23 protein-coding genes are annotated in these 23,040 nt (G+C 63.8%); 11 read left to right on the forward strand and 12 right to left on the reverse strand.

Annotation, left to right across the window (positions count from 1 at the left end; all coding sequences use genetic code 11):
* The first annotated feature begins 51 nt into the window (after positions 1–51).
* On the forward strand, positions 52–297 hold the full coding sequence (locus BM348_RS05065) for a glutaredoxin family protein (RefSeq protein WP_092902599.1): 246 nt from the start codon (positions 52–54) through the stop codon (positions 295–297).
* A gap of 108 nt (positions 298–405) precedes the next feature.
* Here BM348_RS05065 and BM348_RS05070 read toward each other — a convergent pair whose 3' ends face one another.
* From BM348_RS05070 to BM348_RS05080, 3 genes are all read right to left on the reverse strand, one after another.
* Positions 406–615, reverse strand: coding sequence for a heavy-metal-associated domain-containing protein (locus BM348_RS05070; RefSeq protein ID WP_092902601.1), 210 nt, complete (start codon positions 613–615; stop codon positions 406–408).
* Positions 616–692: 77 nt separating this feature from the next.
* Positions 693–1,007: an MTH1187 family thiamine-binding protein gene (locus tag BM348_RS05075; protein ID WP_092902603.1), complete on the reverse strand. Its 315-nt coding sequence runs from the start codon at positions 1,005–1,007 to the stop codon at positions 693–695.
* Between the two features lie 87 nt (positions 1,008–1,094).
* Positions 1,095–1,445, reverse strand: coding sequence for a HalOD1 output domain-containing protein (locus BM348_RS05080; protein ID WP_092902605.1), 351 nt, complete (start codon positions 1,443–1,445; stop codon positions 1,095–1,097).
* A gap of 669 nt (positions 1,446–2,114) precedes the next feature.
* Between BM348_RS05080 and BM348_RS05090 the strand changes: the two genes are divergently transcribed.
* Genes BM348_RS05090 through BM348_RS05105 form a run of 4 tightly spaced genes read left to right on the forward strand, consistent with a single transcriptional unit; the run spans position 2,115 to position 4,633 of the window.
* Positions 2,115–2,345 (forward strand): AbrB/MazE/SpoVT family DNA-binding domain-containing protein, encoded by a 231-nt coding sequence (locus tag BM348_RS05090; protein WP_092902607.1) that lies wholly within the window; start codon positions 2,115–2,117, stop codon positions 2,343–2,345.
* Positions 2,346–2,726 (forward strand): type II toxin-antitoxin system VapC family toxin, encoded by a 381-nt coding sequence (locus tag BM348_RS05095; protein ID WP_092902609.1) that lies wholly within the window; start codon positions 2,346–2,348, stop codon positions 2,724–2,726. It begins immediately after the preceding gene.
* A gap of 42 nt (positions 2,727–2,768) precedes the next feature.
* Positions 2,769–4,346 carry a replication factor C large subunit gene (locus BM348_RS05100; RefSeq protein ID WP_092902611.1) on the forward strand — a complete coding sequence of 526 codons (1,578 nt, stop codon included), beginning with the start codon at positions 2,769–2,771 and terminating at the stop codon, positions 4,344–4,346.
* 53 nt (positions 4,347–4,399) lie between these two features.
* Positions 4,400–4,633, forward strand: a complete 234-nt coding sequence (locus tag BM348_RS05105; RefSeq protein ID WP_092902613.1) for a hypothetical protein — start codon at positions 4,400–4,402, stop codon at positions 4,631–4,633.
* Positions 4,634–4,711: 78 nt separating this feature from the next.
* On the opposite strand, the gene bioD is transcribed toward BM348_RS05105, so the two are convergent.
* Together bioD and BM348_RS05115 are read right to left on the reverse strand one after the other, a co-directional pair.
* Entirely contained in the window at positions 4,712–5,434 is a 723-nt protein-coding gene (gene bioD / locus BM348_RS05110; RefSeq protein WP_092902615.1) for a dethiobiotin synthase, read from the reverse strand.
* 45 nt (positions 5,435–5,479) lie between these two features.
* Entirely contained in the window at positions 5,480–6,706 is a 1,227-nt protein-coding gene (locus BM348_RS05115; RefSeq protein ID WP_092902617.1) for an aminotransferase class I/II-fold pyridoxal phosphate-dependent enzyme, read from the reverse strand.
* Positions 6,707–6,881: 175 nt separating this feature from the next.
* Here BM348_RS05115 and BM348_RS05120 point away from each other — a divergent pair, with 175 nt between their 5' ends.
* Positions 6,882–8,030 carry an NAD-binding protein gene (locus BM348_RS05120; RefSeq protein ID WP_092903629.1) on the forward strand — a complete coding sequence of 383 codons (1,149 nt, stop codon included), beginning with the start codon at positions 6,882–6,884 and terminating at the stop codon, positions 8,028–8,030.
* On the opposite strand, the gene BM348_RS05125 is transcribed toward BM348_RS05120, so the two are convergent.
* On the reverse strand, positions 7,994–8,971 hold the full coding sequence (locus tag BM348_RS05125; protein WP_092902619.1) for an AIR synthase family protein: 978 nt from the start codon (positions 8,969–8,971) through the stop codon (positions 7,994–7,996). The two genes, BM348_RS05120 and BM348_RS05125, sit on opposite strands and share 37 nt — an antisense overlap.
* Positions 8,972–9,255: 284 nt before the next feature.
* On the opposite strand from BM348_RS05125, the gene BM348_RS05130 reads away from it, so the two are divergent.
* Positions 9,256–11,040, forward strand: a complete 1,785-nt coding sequence (locus BM348_RS05130; RefSeq protein ID WP_092902621.1) for an outer membrane protein assembly factor BamB family protein — start codon at positions 9,256–9,258, stop codon at positions 11,038–11,040.
* A 207-nt stretch (positions 11,041–11,247) separates the two neighbouring features.
* Here the strand turns inward: BM348_RS05130 and BM348_RS21135 are convergent, their stop codons facing one another.
* From BM348_RS21135 to BM348_RS05140, 3 genes are all read right to left on the reverse strand, one after another.
* On the reverse strand, positions 11,248–11,424 hold the full coding sequence (locus tag BM348_RS21135; RefSeq protein WP_175507108.1) for a hypothetical protein: 177 nt from the start codon (positions 11,422–11,424) through the stop codon (positions 11,248–11,250).
* A gap of 109 nt (positions 11,425–11,533) precedes the next feature.
* A complete protein-coding gene (locus BM348_RS05135; protein ID WP_092902623.1) occupies positions 11,534–12,595 on the reverse strand; it encodes a TIGR04024 family LLM class F420-dependent oxidoreductase in 1,062 nt (353 codons plus the stop codon).
* Positions 12,592–13,368, reverse strand: coding sequence for an SDR family NAD(P)-dependent oxidoreductase (locus tag BM348_RS05140; protein WP_092902626.1), 777 nt, complete (start codon positions 13,366–13,368; stop codon positions 12,592–12,594). The genes BM348_RS05135 and BM348_RS05140 overlap by 4 nt, the downstream gene beginning before the upstream one ends.
* Before the next feature lie 272 nt (positions 13,369–13,640).
* Here BM348_RS05140 and BM348_RS05145 point away from each other — a divergent pair, with 272 nt between their 5' ends.
* Together BM348_RS05145 and BM348_RS05150 are read left to right on the forward strand one after the other, a co-directional pair.
* The gene (locus BM348_RS05145; protein WP_092902628.1) at positions 13,641–14,414 is read left to right on the forward strand and encodes an HAD family hydrolase; all 774 of its coding nucleotides are present in this window, start codon (positions 13,641–13,643) and stop codon (positions 14,412–14,414) included.
* A gap of 131 nt (positions 14,415–14,545) precedes the next feature.
* Complete coding sequence (locus BM348_RS05150) at positions 14,546–15,607, forward strand: phosphotransferase family protein (protein WP_092902630.1); 1,062 nt, start codon at positions 14,546–14,548, stop codon at positions 15,605–15,607.
* 101 nt (positions 15,608–15,708) lie between these two features.
* Here the strand turns inward: BM348_RS05150 and BM348_RS05155 are convergent, their stop codons facing one another.
* The 3 genes from BM348_RS05155 to BM348_RS05165 all read right to left on the reverse strand — a co-directional run bounded on the left by BM348_RS05155 (position 15,709) and on the right by BM348_RS05165 (position 20,353).
* Entirely contained in the window at positions 15,709–16,230 is a 522-nt protein-coding gene (locus BM348_RS05155) for an Lrp/AsnC family transcriptional regulator (RefSeq protein ID WP_092902632.1), read from the reverse strand.
* A 76-nt stretch (positions 16,231–16,306) separates the two neighbouring features.
* Positions 16,307–17,383 (reverse strand): DUF2891 domain-containing protein, encoded by a 1,077-nt coding sequence (locus BM348_RS05160; RefSeq protein ID WP_092902634.1) that lies wholly within the window; start codon positions 17,381–17,383, stop codon positions 16,307–16,309.
* Positions 17,384–17,506: 123 nt separating this feature from the next.
* On the reverse strand, positions 17,507–20,353 hold the full coding sequence (locus BM348_RS05165; RefSeq protein ID WP_092902636.1) for an ATP-dependent helicase: 2,847 nt from the start codon (positions 20,351–20,353) through the stop codon (positions 17,507–17,509).
* A gap of 110 nt (positions 20,354–20,463) precedes the next feature.
* On the opposite strand from BM348_RS05165, the gene BM348_RS21635 reads away from it, so the two are divergent.
* The gene (locus tag BM348_RS21635; RefSeq protein ID WP_217641992.1) at positions 20,464–21,429 is read left to right on the forward strand and encodes a M48 family metallopeptidase; all 966 of its coding nucleotides are present in this window, start codon (positions 20,464–20,466) and stop codon (positions 21,427–21,429) included.
* A gap of 154 nt (positions 21,430–21,583) precedes the next feature.
* Entirely contained in the window at positions 21,584–23,038 is a 1,455-nt protein-coding gene (locus tag BM348_RS05175; protein WP_092902638.1) for an NAD(P)H-hydrate dehydratase, read from the forward strand.
* Positions 23,039–23,040: the final 2 nt, after the last annotated feature.

Genomic DNA, 23,040 nt, shown 5'->3' on the forward strand with positions numbered 1-23,040 from the left:
CCCGACCTGACAACCAACGTGCTCATACGGCTGGCCCGGCAAGACACTGTCATGGCAGACATCACGTTTTACGAACTGCCCGGTTGCCCGTTCTGTGCGAAAGTCCGAACGAAACTCGAGGAACTCGACCTCGAATACGACTCGGTCGAAGTGCCTCAGTCCCACGCCGAACGCACGGAGGTCGAGGAAGTAAGCGGCCAGACCGGCGTTCCCGTCATCGTCGACGAGGCCCACGGCGTCGACGGTATGCACGAGAGCGACGACATCGTCGCCTACCTCGAGGAGACGTACAACTAGCGAAGCGCGACGCGAACTTCGTTCCGAAAACAGCGCCAGGACCAGGATCGACTGCCGCGATAACCACCCTCGCGTGATCGACTGCGCTCGGGTTCGTGACGGCGGCCGCTACGCCGACACGGAGTATCCCGCGCCCTCGATCGCACCGCCGAGCGCGGCCGCGTCCGCCAGCGCCGGGTCGTGTTCGACGCGGACCTCGTTCGATTCGTGATCGGCGGTCGCCTCGGAGACCCCGTCGAGGCCCTCGAGGGCCTCGACGACGGTTTGCTCGCAGCCGTTGCAACTCATTCCAGTTACCTCGAGCGTCGTCTGTTCCATACCGGACGTACCCGATCCAACGGATTGAACGTTATCCTCTCGAGTGCGTCTCGGCCCGGTCCGAAGTCGCTCGAGCCCTACGTTCCATCGCTTTTCGCTTCGCGTCCCAGGTGTGACTCGACGGCCTTTACTTTGTCCCGCGCCGTCTGGTCGCTCGTTCGCTTGTCGTCGATTTTGAACACCGTGCTGACTCTATCCGCGTCGATAGCGTCGTGGGCCGCCTGCGCGGCGGCGAACAGTTCGTCCGTCGATTCGGCTTCGATGGTCGTTCCCATCGGGCCGGTTTCGTACGCGACGTCGTAATCCTCGAGCGCCGCCACGGCGTTCGCGACTTCTTCGGACATGCTGTCTTCGACGACTGGTGCCGTACTGAGAAAGCCGATGACTGTCATTGAGACAGCTATCGGCGTGGAGTATCCTAAAGCTCACCCCTCGGGCTATCGAGATCGGACTCGCGCCGGTGAAGCGGGCCGAAGGCGTCAGTTCGCGGGGCCGCGGGGCCGAGACTCCGGCGGGAAGACGACGATTTCCCCGTCGGCGTAGACGTATACTTCGTGCTCGAGGGCGGTGAACGCGACGTGACCGTCGGTTCGGCCGCTCCCGTCAGCTTTCGATGCGAACAGTCGCTCGAGGGCGTCCGGATCGACGCTGTCGTACAGGGAGAACTCCCCCTGCGAGACGTCGGTGTCCGCGATCGACGCCAGCGCGTGAACGACTGTCGTCGTCAAAGCCGCGCTGCCGTCGGGATCGTACTCGAAGCGGTATCGATCGTTCGCGTGGTCGTACTGGATGTCACTCGCCCCATCAGTGGTGTGAACTTTCGTTTGCATTTCGACACTCGGTGTTCAATCGTCCAATTGTGGATACCTGTTCATAGTATAAAAGACGATCGGACTCCATAAATATAGACGATTGTGACTATAGCGGCGGTTTGAAGATCGACACGATTGAGTATCGAAATTGCGACGGGACGGGATTTTTGTTCATACCCGTTCTAACCTATTGTCTGTCGTACGTTTCGCTGGACGACCGCGGTCGTCTCGCACTTCCGCCGGCCGTTCGAGAACGGTACGGCTATCGGTATTCCGCCGTTCCGCTTCCGGGGAATCAAACTCGTACCACTAGTAGACGGCCGCTCGAGGGGCTCAGAGACAGATTTTCGGATGTCGAGATCGACCGACGAACTTCGTGACGAGGTTCTCGAAGCCGCCGTAAACAACTCTGGGTCGGGTGGCTGATGACACGTGTCTCTTCGTAGATTCGGAGGCAGTCGGCGAAGCGTACTGCTCCGGAACCACTAAACGCGACTCGCGCCTAGGGCGAGTAATAAGCGATTGTACGGAGAAGTCGAGCAAATACGATGTGAATTCGATGTACTGAGAACGTCGAATATGTGTCGCCGGTCGTGAATGCGGAGACAAACTCCAACAAGTGGACGCCGAATGGGTAATTCCTCATATCGGGGAACGTTTTTATTTTTGCCCACCGTACCCCGAGGTATGTCAGACGTAGCGCTTGACGACCGCGGTCGCCTCACGCTCCCAAAGGAGGTCCGAGAGCGATATGGAGATCGATATCACGTCGTTCAGCTCCCCGACGGGGTCAAATTGGTACCGGTCGCCGATAATCCGCTCGAGGCACTCAGGGACGAATTCGCGGATGTCGAAAAATCAGCCGACGAACTCCGTGAAGAAGCACGTAATGTAGCGCTCGACGAGGCCGGACGATAGATGTATGCAGAAACCGATTTTCTTCTCGCGCTGATTAAAGACGATGACTGGCTCGGCGAGGCCGCCGAGTCGGTGTACCGGGAACACCGTGACGAATTGTGGACATCGCAGTTCACACTCATCGAACTCCTGATGGTCGCCTACCGGGAAGATCGTGATACTGAACACGTCATTTCGAACGCCGCCAACCTCGTCGAGGTGCGCGGTGACGTAGAGACGGTCGTTACAGCTGCGACGTACGTGCAAGACCACGGATTCACACCGTTCGATGCACTTCATCTCGTCGAATCGAATGGTGATACCATCGTCTCGAGCGACGAGACATATGCGGACGTTACGTCCCGTCTCGACCTGAAGTCGGTCGAAGAGCACGAGGAGTGACGCTCCGCAACCACTAAACGCGACTCGCGCCTAGGGCGAGTAATGAGCGATTGGACGGAGAAGTACCGGCCGACGACGCTGTCGGAGGTACGCGGGAACAACAAGGCTCGAGACAAACTCGAGGAGTGGGCGCGGTCGTGGGACGACCACCGCGAAGCCGTCATCGTCCACGGCAGTCCCGGCGTCGGGAAGACCTCCGCGGCGCACGCGCTGGCCTCGGACATGGGCTGGCCGGTGATGGAACTCAACGCGAGCGACGACAGGCAGGCCGACGTCATTGAGCGGATCGCCGGCGAGGCGGCCAAAAGCGGGACGTTGACCGGCGGGGAGACGGGTCGCCGACTCGTCGTGTTAGACGAGGCCGACAACTTCCACGGCAACGCGGATTATGGCGGCTCTCGAGAGGTCACTCGAGTGGTCAAAGAGGCCGAGCAGCCGATCGTCCTCGTCGCCAACGAGTTCTACGAGATGAGCCAGTCGCTTCGCAACTCCTGTGAGACCATCGAGTTTCGCGACGTCTCCTCGCGGTCGATCGTCCCCGTGCTCCGGGATATTTGTCGCCGGGAAGGGGTCGAGTTCGACGAGGAGGCCCTGAAGGCTATCGCCGACTCGACCAGCGGCGACCTGCGTTCGGCGGTCAACGACCTGCAGGCCGTCGCCGAGGAGGCGGACCGACTCACCGTCGAGGACGTCGTCACTGGCGAACGCGACACGACCGAGGGGATCTTCGACTACCTCGACGCGCTCATCAAAGAGGAGGACGCTGAGGGGGCGCTCCGGGCGTCTTACGACGTCGACGAGAACCCGGACGACCTGCTCAACTGGATCGAGGACAACGTCCCTAAAGATTACGAGGGCGACGAACTGGCGGACGCCTACGAGTATCTCGCGAACGCGGATCGCTGGCTCGGGCGCGTCCGCGCGACGCAGGACTACTCCTATTGGCGCTACGCCTCGGACAACATGACCGCCGGCGTCGCGGCCGCTCGGCGGGACGAGAAGGGCGGGTGGACCCGCTACGGCCCGCCGAGTTACTGGTCGAAACTCGGACGGACCCGCGGCGCTCGAGACACCCGCGATTCGATCGCCGAGCGCATCGCAGAGCGCGAGGGAACGAGCGTCGGGACCGCGCGCCGGGAGATCGTCCCGTACCTCGAGTCGATGACCCACCACTGCAAGAACCGCGACCTGACCGTGACGATGGCCGCCGCCTACGACTTAGACGCCGAGGAAGTCTCGTTTATCACCGGCAGCGGCGCGGACACCAACAAGGTCGAGTCGATCGTCGAGGACGCTCAGGAGCGAACGGAGGCGGTCGCCGTCGAGCACTCAGGAACCGCGTTTGAGAACGCGATCCGCTCGTCGGAGGGAGACGACGACCCTAACGCTGACGGCGACGACGTGGCTGGCCCTGACGACGCTGGCACGCAATCGAGCGGTTCCGACAGCCAATCGGACGACGCCGGCGGTTCGGACGGACAAGCGACGCTCACCGGCTCGAGTGGCGGCTCGAACTCTGCGCCATCGAGCGCCGCCGAGTCCGACGAAGCGGGAGACAGCGAGCGAACCGAGGAGAGCGAAACCGACGACGACCAGTCGGGGCTAAGCGAGTTTCTCTAGGAAAGCGACCGATCCGTACAATTACGGTCCCGCCTCGCGTGAGTTCGTGTCGAATGGCTCCCACGAACTGCACCTGTCCGATCTGTCGCGTCTCATTCGAGGAAGAAACGCGGCTGACGGTCCACCTCGAGGTCGAGCACCGGAAATCCGAACTCGCCACGAAGCTCGTCGCGGAACAGGGCGACTCGTCGGTTCCGGTTGCCGACCCGGAGACAGAGGACGACGACTCTGAGGCGGGGGACGACGACGAATCGCGCTCGGATACTCGGCTTACGCCGCCGATGTAGGCCGCTCGATACGGCGATCTATCTCTGCGAATCGTATCCCGCCGCTCGGGTGTCTGCGCGCTTCAGCGCGGGAGGATATCAATCGCCGTCGGTCGCCGAACCCGACTCGATAGGAATCGACAGCGCCCGACCGACACCGAGCGCGAGTTCTCGAGGCGTTTCGGCAGAGAGCTGTGGTACCGTCTCGACGGTGTGTCCCGTCATCCGCTCGAGTTCCGCCACGTTCGTCCGTTCGGCGGCCGTTTCCCCGCGGTACCCGTTACAGACGATCGAGCGGACGTCGACGCCGCGGCGCTCGAGCGTCTCGACGGTGAGCGCGGTGTGATTGAGCGTTCCGAGTCCCGAGCGGGCGACGACGACGGCCGGGCACGCGAGGTCCGCCACCAAGTCGATGACGTTTCGGTCCCCCGCCAGCGGCACGTACAGCCCGCCGATTCCCTCGAGCACGCCGATCTCGGCCGCCTCGAGGGCGTCCTCACAGCGGTCGCGCAGTTCGTCGTAGGATAGGTCGACGCCCGCGCGCTCGGCGGCGACTCGCGGCGCGAGGGGTTCCTCGAGGTATTCGAAACAGGTCGCAGCGTCTGGACCCCCGCCCGCGGCCGCTGCTGTGTCCTCGCAGGCCGCCTCGACGAACCCGGCGTCGTCGTCCGGCGGATGACCCGTCTGGGCGGGTTTGACAGCTCGAGCGTCGATCCCGTCGGTCCGAAGCGCGCGAACGACGGCCGCCGTGACGACCGTTTTGCCGACGCCCGTGTCCGTGCCGACGACCGCGAGTCGGTCGTCGTCGCGTTCGAGGATCATATCTGTTCGAGAATCATTTGTGAGCGTGTTTGTATTCGAACGTTGTCACAGCAATCCGACCTTCTCGCCGACGATCTGGAACGACTCGAGACAGTCGACGATGTCCGCTTCGTCGTGTGACGCGCTCGGGGCGATGCGAATCCGACTGGTTCCCTCGGGGACGGTCGGCGGCCTGATCGCGGGCGCGACGATGCCGCGCTCGCGCAACCCCGCCGCCAAGTCGAGCGCGTCCCGGCGGTCGCCGATGATGACGGGGAGGACCTGCGACTCGCCCAGCACCTCGAGGTCGAGGGCCTCGAGGCCGTCTCGGAGGTGGGCGACGTTCTCCCAGAGTCGCTCCCGGACGTCGCCGTAGCGGGCGATGTGAAGCGCTTCGCTCGCTGACGCGGCCGCGGGCGGGGAGAGCCCCGTCGAGTACACGAACGGTCGCGCCTCGTTGATCAGGAGTTCGATCAGCGCGTCGCTGCCGGCGACGTACCCGCCCTGACTCGCCAGCGCCTTCGAGAGCGTCCCCATCTGGACGTGGACGCGGTCCTCGAGCGACTCCGACTGGACGATGCCGCCGCCGTCGGCGTACAGCCCCGTCGCGTGGGCCTCGTCGACCATCACCCACGCGCCGACTTCCTCGGCGGCCCGACAGATCGCCTCGAGCGGCGCGACGGTGCCGTCCATGCTGAAGACCGAATCGGTCACGACAAGCCAGGACTCGTCGGCGGGGTCGTCCGAACCGTTCGGCTCCGCAGGTTCGGCGCGTTCGGTCATCTTGGCCCGCAAATCGTCCGCGTCACAGTGGTCGTAGATCACGACCTCGGCGTCGGTGAGGCGGACCGCGTCGACGATGCTGGCGTGGTTCAACTCGTCGGAGAAGATCACGTCCGGATCGAGCGCGGTGATCGTCCCCACGTTCGCGGCGTACCCCGACGAGAAGGTGAGCGCGCGATCCGTGCGTTTCGTCTCCGCGAGTAAGCGCTCGAGATCGTGGTGGACGAGCGTGTCGCCGGTCACCAGTCGGCTGGCAGCCGAGCCGGTACCGACGGTCGCCGCGGCCTGTCTCGCCGCGTCCTGGACGCGCTGGTCGTCCGTGAGCCCGAGGTAGTTGTTCGAGGCGAACACCAGCGCCTCCTCGGACTCGAGAACCGGCAGGTCGCCGCCCGACGTCTCGGCGAAGTAGCCCCGCTCGGAAACGCTATCGACGGGCGAAAGCGTCCGTTTCAAGTCGTTTGCCTCGCGTTGGTGGAGGCGAGATTCCAACGCGAACCCACGGTCTACCATCTACGTGGAAGGTGACCGTCCCCCGGTTTTACTTTCACGGTTCGAAGCCGCCGAACCAGCAATGGTTGGGCCGACGGTCGCGTCGACTCGCATACGATCCGCTGTCGGTCGTCCGAGCGGTGGAGACCGGCTCGGAACGGCGATCGTTTATCGGCGTCGGCGTGGTCGAACGCCCATGCTCGAGCGTGTTCGTTCCCGTCATCCGAGGGGTCGAGTCGCGGTCTGGATCGTCACGGCGATCGCCCTGGTTTCGATCGCGACCGGCGTCGTCGCCATCGTCACCGAACCGGCCGTTCAGGCGGGCGGGCTCTGGGGCGACCTGCAGGCGATTTCGGAGTTCAGCGGGACCGTTCTCGGGTTCGCATTGCTCGTCAGCGCCTGGGGGATGTATCGCGGCTTTCGGCTCGCGTACGTCGTTTCTGCCGCGCTCGTCCTTCTCTCCGGAATCCACGGGGTCGCCCAGTCGCGGCTGCTCTCGATTCCCCTCGTCGTCCTCTCGCTGGGCGGGCTGATCGTCCTCGTGCTCACCAGCGACAGGTTCACCAGATCGACGTCGCTCACCGCGACCCAGATCGGCTCGATGATCGCGATCATCGGCGTCTTCTCCTACGGCACCGCTGGCGCCTACGCGCTCCGGACGGGATTCGCCGAACTCGAGACCGTCCTCGACGCCGTCTACTTCACGTTCGTCACCGCCAGCACGGTCGGCTACGGCGACGTTCATCCGCTCACGCAGGGTGCGCGACTGTTCGCGGTCTCGCTCATCGTGCTCGGGCCGACGACTGTCGGGCTAACCGTGGGCTCGCTTATCGGACCCGAAATCGAGAGCCGCCTCTCCCGAACCGGTCGACGAGCGAAAGATCTGGACCGGGAGGACGAACGCGAACGAATCGCCGTGCTCGGATACGACGATCTGACCGAATCGCTCGTCGACGGCCTCGAGAAGCACGCCCACGTGAGCGTGGTCAGCGACGACAAGACGGTAACCAGTCAACTCGAGAGTCGAGCCATCGACGTCGTCGCGGGCGATCCGGCCGACGAGGAGACGCTCCGGCAGGCGCAGATAGACGCGGCAACGGCCGTCCTCGTCGCGACGACCGACGACGCGCGGAACACCTACGCCGTGCTCGCCGCGCGGGAACTGACGGACGCCCGGATCGTCGTGTGTACGGAAACGGGAAATCCGGACGCCATCGAGAAAGCCGGCGCCGACGTCGTTGTCGATCCCGGAAAATTGCTGACGAACGCTATCGTCGGAACCGCGGCCTCCTCGGGCGAGCGGGGCTCTCACTCCGCCGCGTCGACCGCCGACCAGAGCGGGTAGAGGTCGTCTTCGACCGGGTCGGTGATCGTCTCGTCGCCGAGTCGGAGTTCGGGGCCGGTGGCGGCGTCGCGGACGGTTCCGATCGCCGTCGCCTCGATCCCGTTCGCGGCCGCCGACTCGAGCGCGGGCTCGAGGCTGTCCTCGGGTATCGTCGCGAGAAGCGCCCCCGACCCGAAGATGCACAGCGGGTCGACGCCCGCGGCTTCACAGAGCGCGGCCGTCTCCTCGCGAACCGGGACGGCGTCGCGATCGATCTCGAGCCGGCAACCCGACGCTCTGGCGATCTCGAGCAGTCCGGCGGCGACGCCGCCCTCGGTCGGATCGTGCATCGCCGTCGCGTACTCCCGAACGAGACGCGCCGCAGGGACGACGCTGATCTCCTCGAGGAACGTCTCGGCTCGCTCGCAGATCGTCGGATCCACGTCGAGGTCGCCACCGAAGTCAGCCGCGAGGATCGCGGTTCCCTCGAGGCCCGCCGCGCCGGTCAGGACCACCCTATCGCCGGGGTTCGCCCCGCCTGTCGGGACGAACGACTCGGTCGCCCCCATCGCCGTCAGCGAGACGAGCGGGCGCTCGAGCGCGTCGACGTACTCCGAGTGGCCGCCGACGATCGACGCGCCCACCTCTCGTGCGGCGGCGTCGAGGTCGGCGCTGATCGGCTCGAGGTCGGTCCCCTCGGGAAGCAGTACGACCGCCGTGAGCCACCGCGGATCGGCTCCCGAAGCCGCGACGTCGTTGCACGCGACGTGAACGCCGAGGGTCCCGACCTTCGAGGCCGCGAGCGAGATCGGATCGGAACTCACGACGAGCTGGCCGCCCGGCCAGTCGATCGCGGCAGCGTCCTCGCCGTCCGCCGGCCCCTGCTGGACGGTCTCGTCGGCTGCTCCCGTCCGTCCGAACACGTGCTCGAGCAGATCGGCCGGCCCCACTTTCCCGGGCATACCAAATCCTGGGACGATCGTCGGTTTGTAGCTGTCGGCTCCGGACGACGGATACTGTGGGCTCACTCTCGCCGATTGATCACTCCTCCTGAGCAGGGAATCGACCAGTCGCTCGAAGCGTACGACGAACCGACCGCTGGCACCGATGCCTCGAATTGGTCATGCCGGTGCTTCGTTCGGAATGCGTATCGCGTTCTTTCGTTATCGAACTGAAACAGTTGTCCTACGCACAAGTTCATCATAGCAAGTGGGTAGTAATACTCGTCTCCTGTCTTGGTACCGATATGTCGAATTGGAATCGCCGTTCGGTGCTTGTATCTGGTATCTCGCTTTCGGTTGGGAGTGGGATCGCGTCGATCAGCGCGGGTTCGTCCGAGTCGACTGTCGACGACCTTCCGGACCCGGCATTAGAACCCAATCCGGAGAGAGACGAAGATTGGGCGTCCTACCGGGGCGACGCCGGCCACGCGAGATATATTGCCAACGGTCACGAGTTCGACGGTGAGTCGCTCGAGGTCGCGTGGACGGTCGATCCCAACGGTTCTGTCGCCGTCGCTGACGGAACGGTGTATACGACCGATGAAGACGGCGTTGTCGCGCTCGACGCGGCGGATGGCACTATTGTCTGGGAGAACCAGACCGTCGATGCGAACGCTCCGGCGGTCGTGGGTGATACCGTCTACCTTACCGGTTCTGAAGTGGTAGCGCTCGACCGGGCGGACGGGAGGGTCCGCTGGGCATCCGACTTCGACCCCCAGGAATCGATCAGCAAGCAGACAGTGGCGTACGAGATGGTCTACGTGGTCGTTGACGGCACACTGTACGCGCTCGATGCCGACGACGGGTCAGTGGTATGGGAGAACGAATCGGTTACAGACGAAGCGTCCAGCGAAGCGTACGCATTTACCGAGTCAACTGCCGCAGCCAACGGCGTGGTGTACGCCGTAACGGAGGAAATCGTGAACGAGGTGTACACTCTCGCCCTCGAGCCCGATACTGGAGACGAAGTCTGGCGAGCTCGCGGCTTCGGAAGCGGCGCCCAGCCCATCGCGACATCGGCTGCAGTCGCCCTCGACAATATGGGGTACTACCAACGGACGATTCAAGATCCACAGACGGGCGAGGAAATCCAGCAGGCGGCGACGGAATACACGGGTCTGTCGCTCGGAACCGAGATCTTCATCGGTGGAGATGCAGACGCTATCCACGCCCGTTTACTTGGCGAATCCGAAGACAGGTGGGAGAAATCGGTTTTCTATGGCCATATCGGCGATGGCGTTATCAGCGGAGAGACAGTATACATCTACTTTCGCAAAGACCCCTCGATTTCCGTCAGCGGTGGTGACGGTACTGCGGACTATAGTCAAACACTCGTCGCCCTCGACAAGTACGACGGGACCGAGAAGTGGGCGATCTCGATCGACGAGATGCCAGTCGGAGAGATTCGTGCGATCAGTGGCGCGACCGTCTACGTCGATCACGACGGCGAACTCGTCGCGCTCCGAGACCAAACTGCCGACGAAGACTCGGATGGTACGGATGACACTGACGGGGATACCGACGACACCGACGACAGTGATAAAGAGTCGGATAATAGCAACGACAGCGGTGGGGAAACCGACAACGCCGATGACGAGTCAGATGATACCGACGAAGACACTGAGAAGGCCGATGAGTCAGGGGACACCGGCAACACCGACGAAGAATCAAGCGATACCGGCGGAGATGCCGACGATACAGGTGAGGACCAGAACGAGACTGACGAGGCCGGATCCGACTGTCCAGACGAGGGAACCGGCTCCACGTGCGGGAAGGATAACACTGAACCTAGCACCGACAATAGCGAATCCAGTATTGACAGCAATGAAACCAGTGCTGACAGAGACGGCGGCAACACTAGTAACGGAGACGAGACGGACACCACTGATAACGAGACGGCCGATACCGACGGCGAGACGGACGACGCCGATGGGGCGCCCGGGTTCACTACCGGTACAGGACTGCTCGGCGGTGCGCTCGGTCTCGAATGGCTTCGTCGACGGGCGGGCGTAGACGACCCGGACGAGTAACGAGGACGCTCATCTCGAGGTGTTGTACGACCGTCGTTTCTCGAGCGAGTCGTCCGGTGAGTTGCGTTTCAGTCCGAATAAATGGCGGTATTTATGGAGATAGTGCTTACGGCGTATCGAAACGAGCGCCGTTTTTCGTTCGAAACGTGTTCGGGCGGTAAGGACAGCAACAATTGTCTGGCCCCTCGATGGGACCTTCACCCACCATCACGGCCTGACGATGTAGCCCTTCGACTCGAGCGATTCGATCACGCCCTCGGGCGCGGCCGCGGCGGCGTCGCCGGTCGCCGCGAACTCGAGTTCGTTCTCGCCGATCACGTCGAATCGGTAGTCGGTGCCCTCGTGATCGACGACGACCTGCTCGCCTTCGACGGTGATGTCCATAGTGGATCGAACGCAACCTACAGCGATGCGGGTGTTAAAAGTGGTCGCTCGAGCCGAGTCCGTCGGAGCGGTGGCCGGACTCGCGTAGGTTAGGCTCCATCGGACGCCGTCACGACGAGTCGTCCGCGGGAGCCAGCGCCGATAGCGTCTCTCGGATCTCGTCCTCGTTCGCGCCGCGGGGGAAACTCACCGCGACGGCGTCGACGCCCTCGAGCGACTCGAATGCCGCCAGCGAATCGCGGGCCGTCTCGGGACGGCCCGCGGCACAGAGCTCGTCCAGAAGGTCGTCGTCGAGAGCGGCCGTCGCCTGCTCGCGGTCGCCGTCCTGCCAGGCGTCGTGGATCTCGTGGGCCTGCTCGTAGCCCTGCCGAGCGATCGAATCCCGGTAGTACGTCCCCATGCCGCCGATGTAGAAGGCGGCGTGCTGGCGGGCGAGTTCCCGCGCTCGCTCGGCGTCTGCGAGCGCACAACAGGTCACGCCGACCGTCACGCGAACGTCCTCGGGCGACCGATCGCCGAGTTCGACGCCCCGGCGGAGATCCTCGAGTCTGTCTTCCATTCCATCGGCAGTGAACATGATCGCGTGCCACCCGTCGGCGAAGCGGCCGGCGAGTTCGACGGCCTTCGGTCCCATGCCGGTCACGTCGATCGGCGGCGTCCGCGCCGGCGGTTCGCTCCGGAGTTTAAACCCTGAGAGCGAGAACTGGTCGCCGTCGTACTCGACGGGATCGCCCGAGAGTACCCGCCGAATCACCTCGACGTACTCGCGGGTCCGTCGGAGCGGGTCGTCGAAGTCGACGCCGTGCCAGTTCTCGATCACGATGGGGCCGCTCGGCCCGATTCCGAGGCGAAAGCGCCCGTCCGCGACCTCCTGTAGCGTGGCCGCGGTCTGTCCGAGCAGGGCGGGCGAGCGCGAGTAGGTGTTGACGATGCTCGAGCCGACACCGATCGTCTCGGTTCGCTCGGCGATGGCGGTAAGCACCGTCACCGCGTCCCGGCCCCACGTTTCGGGCAGCCACGCGAGGTCGTAGCCGGCGGCTTCGGCCACCCGCGCGTACTCGACGAGCGCGTCGACGCTGGGCTGGGCGGCGACCGGCAGGTGGACGTCTCGAGCGGTCGTCGTCCGGAGTTCGCGATGATCCGTCGTTCCACCTCCGCCTCGAGAACTCATACGTCCGGCGTCTCCTCGACTCGAGGGACGCCCTTGGCGGCGATCGTTTCCCCGACCATGTATGACGAGGCAGGACTCGCGAGGAACTGCGCGATGTCCGCGATCTCCTCGACGGTTCCGATCTGTCGGTCCACGTCCGAGCGGTCGATCGAGTCCGCGGAGACGCCCATCTGACTCTCGACGCCGGGCGTGGCGACGAACCCGGGGGCGATGCAGTTCACCCGAACATCGTCGCTCGCCCACTCGGCGGCCAGCGACGTGGTTAGGTTGATGACGGCCGCCTTCGCCGCGCCGTAGTGGCTCATATAGGCCGATCCCTGCTGACCGGCGACGCTCGCGAGGTTGATGACCGCTCCGCCGCCCTCTTTGAGGTGGGCGGCGGCGGCGTGGGTGCAGTGGTAGGTCCCGTTGACGTTGATGTCGACGATGGTCTCCCAGCCGTTCGGGCTGATGTCGTCGAAGCCGGCCATGAACGACGCCCCGGCGTTGTTCACCAGCACGTCGAGGCCGCCGAACTCCTCGACGGTCGTCTCCACGAGCGCGTCGACGGCGTCGCGGTCGGTCACGTCGCACTCGACGGCGACGGCGGCTCCCGGCCGGTCGCTCTCGCGGATGCCCGCAGCGACGGGATCGACGTTGTCCTGTTCGCGCGAACAGACGACGACGTCGACGCCGTCGGCCGCGAACGACTCCGCGATCGCCTTCCCGATCCCGCTCGAGGCGCCCGTGACGACGGCCGTATCGCCGTCGACGCTGAACTGACCGGTACTCATCTGTCCTCACCGACGGAGATCGACGACGTGTTCGCTGATTCTCTTACCATTGTTAGACACAGTTCAGAATACGGAGACACTGGTAATAAAGATGGGTATGAGAAGCGTATCGTTAAGTGTCTCGTCGCCATTGACAGCCGTAGACAGACGCGGACGAGTAGACGGATGCGGGCGAGGCTACCGAGGCGGGCACGCGTGTACGGCGCTCGAAGCTGCATCGTCGATGCTCGTCGACGAAACCGGCCCGCAAACGGTCGTCCGCGAAATAACGAATGAGAGACACACGAACGGCACAATCCGAGGGCGCTGCCGGGGCCGAGCGCGGTTCGACGAGCGAGGGCTCGTGCGACCGAAGCCGGTGGGAAGCCGTCTTCTGGGACATCGGCGGCGTCATCCTCGACCTCGAGTCGGTTCGGGCAGCCCACGCCGCGTTCGTCGACGAACTCGTCGACCGCTACGACCTCGAGACGAGTCGGGAGCGGGCGCTCGAGACGTGGCGCTCCGCTCTCGGCGAGTACTTCCGGGAGCGCGACGGCACGGAGTTTCGCCCGGCTCGAACGGGCTACGCGATTGCCGTCGAAACGCTCGTCGGGACGGACGTTCCCCGCGAAGACTGGCACCGCGTTTTCGAAGCGGCCGCAGACGACGCCACCGAACCCGTTCCCGGTGCGCCGGAAACCATCCGTCGACTCGCGGCGCGCGACGTTCACGTCGGCGTCATCAGCGATGTCGACGACGCGGAGGGGAAACGAATGCTCGAACGCTTCGGGGTGCGATCGGCGTTCGACTCGATCACGACCTCCGAGGAGGTCGGGCGGACCAAACCCGATCCGGCGATGTTCGAGACCGCACTCGAGAAAGCGGGGACGGCTCCGGACCGGTCGCTCATGGTCGGCGACAGATACGAACACGACGTGAAAGGGGCCGCCGAAGCGGGCCTGCACGGCGTGGCCTTCGGCGCGGAGGACGGACCGGCCGTCTCCTACCGGATCGAGGACCCTCGCGAGGTGCTCGAGATCGTCGACGGCGACTCGAGAACATTGTAAAACGCAGCATTCGTCGAAACTATTTTCGTTAAGCACCGTGAGACTGGTAGACACAACAATGCCGAACCGTATCGACGCGACCAGCGGGTGCTTTCGACCACCGACCTCTCTAGATCTACCCCGTGGAAGCCATGAGTGACGAGTACCGCGAGCGCCTCGTCGACGAGGACGCGCTGGCGTCGTTTCTAACCGACCACCTCGGACAGGTCGAGACGTACGACGTTCGTCGACACCTCGAGGGCCACTCCAACGAGACCCTGTTCGTCACCTGGGGCGATCGAGAACTGGTCGTCCGACGACCGCCTCCGGGCGATGTCGCGGAGACGGCCCACGACGTGCTTCGGGAGTACCGGGTGACCAACGCCGTCGCCTATACTGACATTCCCGTCCCGGAGCCGCTCTTCGCGTGCGAAGACCACGATGTCATCGGGAGCGACTTCTACGTGATGGAGCGCCTCGAGGGCGACGTTCTCCGGGAGGACGAGCCGGAGCGCTTCGCGGCTCCCGACGCTCGAGCGCGGATCGGCGAGGAACTGGTCGACACGCTGGCGACGATCCACGAGTTGGACTACAAATCGGTCGGGCTCGGCGAGTTCGGTCGCCCGACCGGCTACACCCAGCGCCAGGTCGACCGCTGGGGCCAACAACTCATGTGGGCGTTCGAGGTAACCGCGGAGGAACGCGAGGTTCCGGACCTGTACGACGTCGGGGAGTGGCTGCAGGAGAACGTTCCCGACGACCACCCGCACACGCTCGTCCACGGCGACTACAAACTCGACAACGTGATGTTCGGCCCGGGCGAGACCCCGGAGTTGATCGGCGTCTTCGACTGGGAGATGGCCACCCTCGGCGATCCGCGCGCCGATCTGGGCTGGATGCTGTCATACTGGCGCGATTCGAAAGATCCGGAGCCGGCGATTCCGGAGCTGACGACCCGATTTATGGAGCGAGAGGGGTACTCGAGTCGACGCGAACTGGTCGATCGATGGGAGTCACAGACGGGCTATACGTTCGAACACGAGCGGTTCTACCGCGCGCTCGCGGTGTACAAACTCGCGGGCCTCGGTGAGATGTTCTTCCGGCGCTACCTCGAGGGCAACAGCGACGATCCGATGTACCCGAAGATGGAGGCTCGAGTGCCCGCGCTGGCCGCTCGAGCGAAGCGGATCGTCGACGGCGAGGAGCCGCTCTAGGGACTTCGAGAAACCTGACGATAGCCGACTGGGGCCGCGCCGTACTACCGTGTCGATTTCCACCGAACGAGAGTGTCGAATTTCCCACGAACGAGACGCGTTTAGTCCGACGTCTCCTCGAGATCCTCGTAGATTCGCGGGTCGGTCTGGAACTTGAGGACGTTGTGGACCGCCGAGTTGCGGATGTTGGCGATGACACCGCCGTACTCCTTGTAACACTCGTGGATCCACCGGGAGACCTCCTGGCGATCGCGAAACATCATCACGGTCTTCCACTGGTACTCGCCGTCCGAGAGGAAGAAAAACAGCGTGTGTTTGTCCTCGCGGATGTGCTCCATCGCCGCCTGCCACCTCTCGGCGAAGTGTTCGGTGTTGAACTTGAACTCGAATAGCGCGAAGATGTAGTACTCCTCGTTGGGGATGATCGCTTCTCGGAAGACCCCCTCGTCGCGCATTCGCCGAATCGATTCGCTGACGGTGACGTGTGAGACCTCGATGTCGTACTCCGACTCGAGCACGTCCGTGAGTTCTCGCGAGGAGAGCTGCGGGTCGTCGGCGAGTTCGCAGAGAATCGCGATGTCGCGGTCTTTGAAGTCCCAGTCGGGCGGATCGTCTTCGGTCATACGAAGCCTGTTTCGGGCCGTTTTACGTGTGCGTTTCGATCGCTTCGGCCCCTCTCACGAACCGCTGGCCCGCGTATCACTCCGGCGCGATCCCGCCCTCGTCTCTCGTCAGGAAGTAGAGTACGAACGAGGAAAGCCAGTGTGATCCAGCGTAGGTGTCGGTAAACGCCTGAGATAGCCCGCGCTCGGCGTGTCTTTTCGCGCTTCGCTCGAGGATGGGCGCGTACTGGTGCCCGGGAAGGGCATCTGCGATTCCAGCCAGCGACCACGCTTTCGAGACGTTCAATCCGACGAAATGGAGGGCGATTTCCTCGTCGGGGTCCGACTCCGTGTCGATAGGATCGAGGAGCGTTCGCCCGGGCGCGGCGGTGAGATTAGGGAGAAACCGTTCGACCCAGTCGACAAACGCCGGGCGGTCGTACACGCGCCGCATGAGATCCGCTTCGGTAAGCGATGGGGAGAGAAAATCCCAGCCGAGCGGCTCGTATTCGACGGGATACTCGCGGTCTTCGGCGAAGAATTCGGTCGCAGTAGCTACGACCGCAGTTTCCAGCGAGTCGTTCGAAACCGTTCTCGCATAATCGAGTATACAGTGGAGGGCGAACGCGGAATTCTGGTGCGTTCCGACTCTGAACGGACGGTCCTGAGTGAGAAACTCGGATTCGACGAGGGAGACGATTTTCTGTTCGAGCGGTTCGATGACTTCCCGCCAGGCAGCCGCCTGGCCGCTATTCCACAGATGCAGTTCCGCCGCAAGATGCAGCAACCACGCCCAGCCGTACGGTTTTTCGAAGGATTCGTTCGCCTCGAAATAGTCGACCTCTCGAGCGACGTTCTCGGCGGTAACTCGAGCGTCGATACTCTCCGTAATTTCGGCGGCTACGGGATGATCGTCGAACAGTCGAAGTTGACGGATCAGCGCCCAGTGGCTATGGACCGACGAGTGCCAGTCGTAGCAGCCGTAAAACACGGGATGGCGCTGTCTCGGTCGCTCGGGTCCTTCCGGGGACTCCATCGAGTGAGCGAAGTGAGGGAACTCCGTTTTGATCGAAGCGAGCGGATGCTGTGAGAGCGTTTCTGCAAACTCCGGCCCGATCCAATCGCTTTTTCCCGAAAGAATCCGCTTCATCTCGATATCTGTAATCGAGTCCATTTTCCAACATGTTCTGGCCTTTTTGCAATAAATCAGAGTGTGGTATGTTACCTTTTGATGGACTGTTCTGCGGTAACTCGGGAGCGTCGCCGTTCCAATGTAACTGCCAAACGCGGCAGTTAGTCAGTCGTCCGTCGGAAGCCCGCGAACCGACTCCTCGCCGATTTCCTCGAGGACGTGCTCGTGGAAGCTCTGTAAGGCGGCGCTCTCGTCTTCGGCGAGGACGACGTCGCTCGCAGAGAGCGTCGCGAGGCCGAACGCTCGAGGGGTGGGCGAGTCCAGCAGTTGGCGTTCGATCGCCAGTTCGCCGTCGTCGATGCGCGCGATGATGTCCTCGATTTCGGCGACGTTCAGTTTGTCTTCGAGGATCTCCCGGTAGGTCTCCTCGATCACGGCGAACTCCTCGAGATCCTCCGCGAAGCCCAGCAGCATCTCGCTCGAGACCTGCTGTTCGCTGGCCGATTTCTCGTAGCCCTTGTAGCGCTTGAGGATCATCAGGGCTCGCGTCGCGTTGATCCGGAAGTACCGCTGGAGCAGGTCGGTTCCGGAGATGGCGTTCCGGAGGTCATCCCGGACCTGTTCGGCCTCGAGGTCCGAGACGATTCCCTCGAGGTCGATCTTCCGGTTGAGCGGCATCGAGAGGACGAACCCGTTGTCGGCGACGGCGACGCGGACGTTCGCGGTCGCCTCCTGTGCACAGCGGTAGGCGAACAGCCGGGAGAGCCCGTCGTTCACCTTTCGGCCGTAGTTCGAATGGACGTAGTAGTGGCGTTCGTACTCCTCTCGGTCGCGTTCGACCTCGATAGTGAGTCGGTTCTCGGTGCTCACGCTCTCGGGGCCGGCGTACCGAAGCTGGTGGTCGAACAGCCGCGCGACGGCGCGAACGCAGTCGTCGCCCAGCGGAAACTCCCGGAGCCACGCCCGGACCCGCGGCGAGCCGCCCTCGGCGTGGTGGGCGAGCAGTTCCCGCTGGAACGCGAGGATCTCACAGCCGAGATCGTAGGATAGCGGCAGGCGCTCGGAGTACCACGAGGGGACGGTCGGGCGGGCGCTCGTCCGATCGGCGTAGACCTTCGAGCCGCGTCGGTACTGGTACTCGAAGTGGTCGCCCCCGAGGACGAACACGTCGCCCTTCTCCAAGGTGTCGAGGTAGTTCTCGTCGAGTTGGCCGACCCACTCGTCGCTCGCTCTGGTGTGGACGTCGCAGGTGAAGGAGTCGGGAATCGTCCCGATGTTGGTCATGTAGATGACGCGAGCGAGCCGGCCCCGCTTGCCGATCAGGGGCTCGCCGACGGGGAACTCCTCGTGGTGGTGCTCGCCGTCGGGCGGGTCGTTCTCGTCCCGCCAGATCTTCGCGTAGACGTTTCGGTCCTCCATCCCGGCGTAGTCGGCCGTCAGGTAGCTCATCAGGGACTCGTACTCGCGCTCGGAGTAGTTCCGGTACGGGTAGGCTCGCTCGAGAATCGTTCGAATCTCGCGCTCGGGCCGAATTTCGGCGATCGCCATCCCATACACCTGCTGGGCGGCGACGTCCTGGGCGTTCTCCGGAATCGAAACGGAGTCGACGAAGCCGTCTTCGGCCTTTTTCAACATCACCGTACACTCGAGGAGTTCGTCCCGATCCAGCGCGATGACGCGACCGGTCACCGTCTGACCGACGCGGTGACCCGCCCGGCCGACCCGCTGGAGCAGCGCAGCGACGGATTTGGGCGACCCGACCTGCACCACGAGGTCGACGTGGGGCATGTCGATCCCCAGCTCGAGGCTGGTCGAGGAGGTGACCACGTCTAGTTCGCCGTCCTTGAGCTTCCCTTCGACCTCCTGTCGGACCCCTTTCGAGAGACTGCCGTGGTGGCAGCCGGAGTTTTCCTCGCCGTACTCGTCGAAGCGCTCGCGCAGGTTGTGGAGCACGCGCTCCGCGCCGGATCGCGTGTTCGTGAACACGAGTGTGTTGGTGTGCTCTTGGATGTGTTCGTGAAGCTGCTCGTAGAACCGGTCCTGTACGACGTCTCGAGACGTGTTGATCAGGTCATCGGTCGGACACTCGAGGCGGAGATCGAACTCGCGAGCGAATCTGGCGTCGACGATTTCGTAGGGTCGCGGCGTTCGCTCATCGCCGGATGCTGATCCTAACTCACCAGTCGATCCAGACTCGCCGTCGGATGCCGATTCGCTATCGGTCTTGGCTGGATCAGAACCATCCGCATCCTCGTAGCCGACCAGAAACTCCGCGACGCGAGACAGCGGCTCGATGGTCGCCGAACAGCCGATCCGTGTGATCTCCGTCTTGCTCATCGCCTCGAGTCGCTCTAGGCTCACCGAGAGGTGCGTGCCGCGCTTGCTCCCCGCGAGCGAGTGGATCTCGTCGACGATGACGTACTCGACGGTTCGAAGCCTCTCGCGGAATTTCGGGGAGTTGAGCAAGATAGCGAGCGTCTCGGGTGTCGTATTCAGAATGTGGGGCGTCTCCTCGAGCATCTTCTGTCGATCGCTCGAGGACGTGTCGCCATGGCGGATCGCGTGGCGAATCTCGCCCATCGACTCGCCGCGGTCTTCGACGATCTCCTCTATCCCCTCGAGTGGAACCTCGAGGTTCCGGTGGATGTCGTTGGCGAGGGACTTCAGCGGCGAGACGTACAGGCAGTAGACGGAATTGGCTAACCCGTCTTCTTCCTCTCGGTCGCGCTCGAAGAGTTCGTTGATGATCGCGGTAAACGAGGCGAGCGTCTTGCCCGACCCGGTGGGCGCACAGATCAGCGTGTTCGTCCCCTCGTGTATCTTCGGGATCGCGCCCACCTGCGGCGGCGTGAAGAAGCCGTCGTTCTCGGGAACGTACTCGCCGAACGCCTCGAGCCACCACTCCTGAACGGCCGGCTCGAGCAGGCCGAACACCTCCCGGTCGTCGATCTCGACGCTCGAGGGATCGAACGGCAGGTGCTCGTCGTCGACGGGCAGCGCGCTCCCATCCATCGTCCGCGTCTGGGGTCCGTGCGGGTAAGAGGGTTTGGCCACCGGACCGGAAGTGAACGCTCATCACGCCGTAGACTAAAATTTTTGAACACCGCGAAGCACCGTTACGTGTGCGACTCACTCAACCCGCCGGCCTCGCAACGCGCGCAGTAATCGCGGTGGGTATCAGTGGGATAGCCCTCACCGGCAGTCTCGCCGTCGTTTTGGTTCTAGTTCTCACCCTTACGATTGCTATCTCTGCCTCTCTATCAGACTTCCTCGAGTTCGCTCATATTCTTCCGCCGCGAGTGATATGGCCACTCATCTGGTTGGCCGCAGCTGTCGGTGGAGTCGTCTGGCTCGCTCGAGTTATTAAACAGGCGATTCGGAACGAACGCACTGAGCTGTTTGAAAGGACGACGCCCATCTCGGACGCACCGGTAGATGACCGGTCGGCCATCCAGTCTGCAGTCGGTCGATTTTCGAGACAGGTCGATATCCCCGAGCCAGCGGTTCGTATCGATCCAACAGAGACGCCGCTCGCATTTACAATGTATCGTCCGGTCGACCCGCTCAGTAGAGCTGACCACGGTGAGATGCCGACGATCATCATCTCGAGAGGTCTTATCGACACACTCTCCCAGAGGGAGGTTTCAGCCGTTCTCGCACACGAAACCGCACATATTGGTAACGATGATTTGAGATTAGTAACTGCCGCGCTCGTCCCACTCATCGCTGCCGAGACGCTCACAGAAGACATCGGATACACATCAAACATCTTCGAAGTCTGCGGTCATCTCCTCAGCTTCGTCGCACTGGTGGGTATCGGTGTGTTTTCTCGCGGCAGAGAGATGGCCGCTGACCGCGGCGCTGTTGCAATAACTGGCGATCCGGCTGCACTCGCAACAGCACTCGAGAAAATAGACGATTCATCGCCAGCCAAACCGGTTTCGGACCTTCGAGAGCACGTTCGATCGACGAATGCGATAAATATAGTGCCGACGCTCGGGACCGAGTCAGTAAAATCAGGCCTTCGTTCAACGCACCCATCGCTCGAGGCCCGTATTGAACAACTCCGGTCGCTGGCAGCCGACTAATCCTACTTCTGCCAGCACGCTCTACCTTCACGCCAGATCGTTCGTTGATATCGGTGGTCTCGAAACCCCTGCAGCATTTCAACCGGATACGAATCGAGAGTGAGGAGATCCGACAGAACGCAATCTTCAACGGACCGCCCGTCGAAGACCGACCATGATCACAGGCGAGCGAATGGCCGCCGTCGACGAGAACGCGGCGGCGCTTGGCGTCACCCAGAAACAGCTGATGGAGTCGAGCGGCAACGCCGTCGCGAGGGCGGTCCGGAACGCCGCGGAACCGGACTCGAGCGTCGCGATCGTCGCCGGGCGCGGGAACAACGGCGGCGACGCGTTCGTCGCCGCCCGGTTTCTCGAGGCCTACGACTGCACGACGATCCTCCTCGGCCGGCCGTCGGCGATCGGGACGGAAATCGCCAGAGAGAACTGGGACGCGCTCGAGAACGCGGACGTGCGAACGGTGACGGATTCGAGTTCGTTCGAACTCCCGGAGTGTGACGTTGTCGTCGACGCGATGCTCGGAACCGGAATCAGCGGCGAGCTTCGGGAACCGGCGGCGACCGCCGCGCGGGCGATCAACGACAGCGACGCGACCGTGATCGCGGTCGACGTTCCGTCCGGATTCGACGCCGATGCGGCGGTCGACGGCGACGGCGGAGTCACCGCTGCGCACGCCGAAAACGGCGTCGAAGCCGATCGCGTCGTCACCTTCCACGACGAAAAGCCCGGCCTCGAGGAGCTCTCGGCCGACGTTACCGTCGCGGACATCGGCATTCCGGCGGCCGCCGAACGCTACGTCGGGCCGGGCGACCTCCGCGCCGCGCGACCCGACGGGCGAACGGGTCGGGCGTTCGTCATCGGCGGCGGCCCCTACACCGGGGCTCCGGCGCTGGCCGCCCAGGCCGCCCTCCGGAGCGGGATGGAACTCTCGTTCGTCTCGGCACCGGATGCGGTCGCGGGCGAAATCCAATCCTATGCAGAGGACCTGATCGTCCAGCCCTACGACGGCGACCGGCTGGTTCCCGAGCAGGTCGACGGCCTCGTCGAGACCGCAGAGCGTCACGACGACGTGGTGATCCTCGGACCCGGGCTCGGAACCGCAGACGAGACGCTCGAGGCCGCACGCCAGTTTCTCGAGTCCTACACCGGCCCGGCGGTGATCGACGCGGACGCGCTCGGAGTCGTGCCCGACCTCGAGACCGAGGCGACGCTGGTCTGTACACCGAACCGGCGGGAACTGGCGCGAATGGGCGGCCCTGACACGGACGACCTCGCGGCCGCGGCGGACGAACTCGAGGAATTCGCGGCGGACCTCGGCCACGTCGTCCTCGCGAAGGGCGTCGACGACGTGGCGACCGACGGCGAGCGAACCAGGATTTGCCGTGCGGGGACGCCCGGCATGGCCGTCGGCGGAACGGGCGACCTCCTCGCGGGGATCGTCGCCGGCCTGCTCGAGCACGCGGGGCCGCTCGAGGCCGCGACGGCCGGCGCGTACGTCAACGGGCGAGCCGGCGAACGAGGGGCCGAGCGGATGGGACAGGGATTTCTCGCCTCCGACCTGCTCGAGGAGGTTCCAGCAGTGCTTTGGGGCGAGGCCGACGAGGACGAGTAACG

This window comes from Halostagnicola kamekurae (genome assembly GCF_900116205.1).
Classification (GTDB): domain Archaea; phylum Halobacteriota; class Halobacteria; order Halobacteriales; family Natrialbaceae; genus Halostagnicola; species Halostagnicola kamekurae.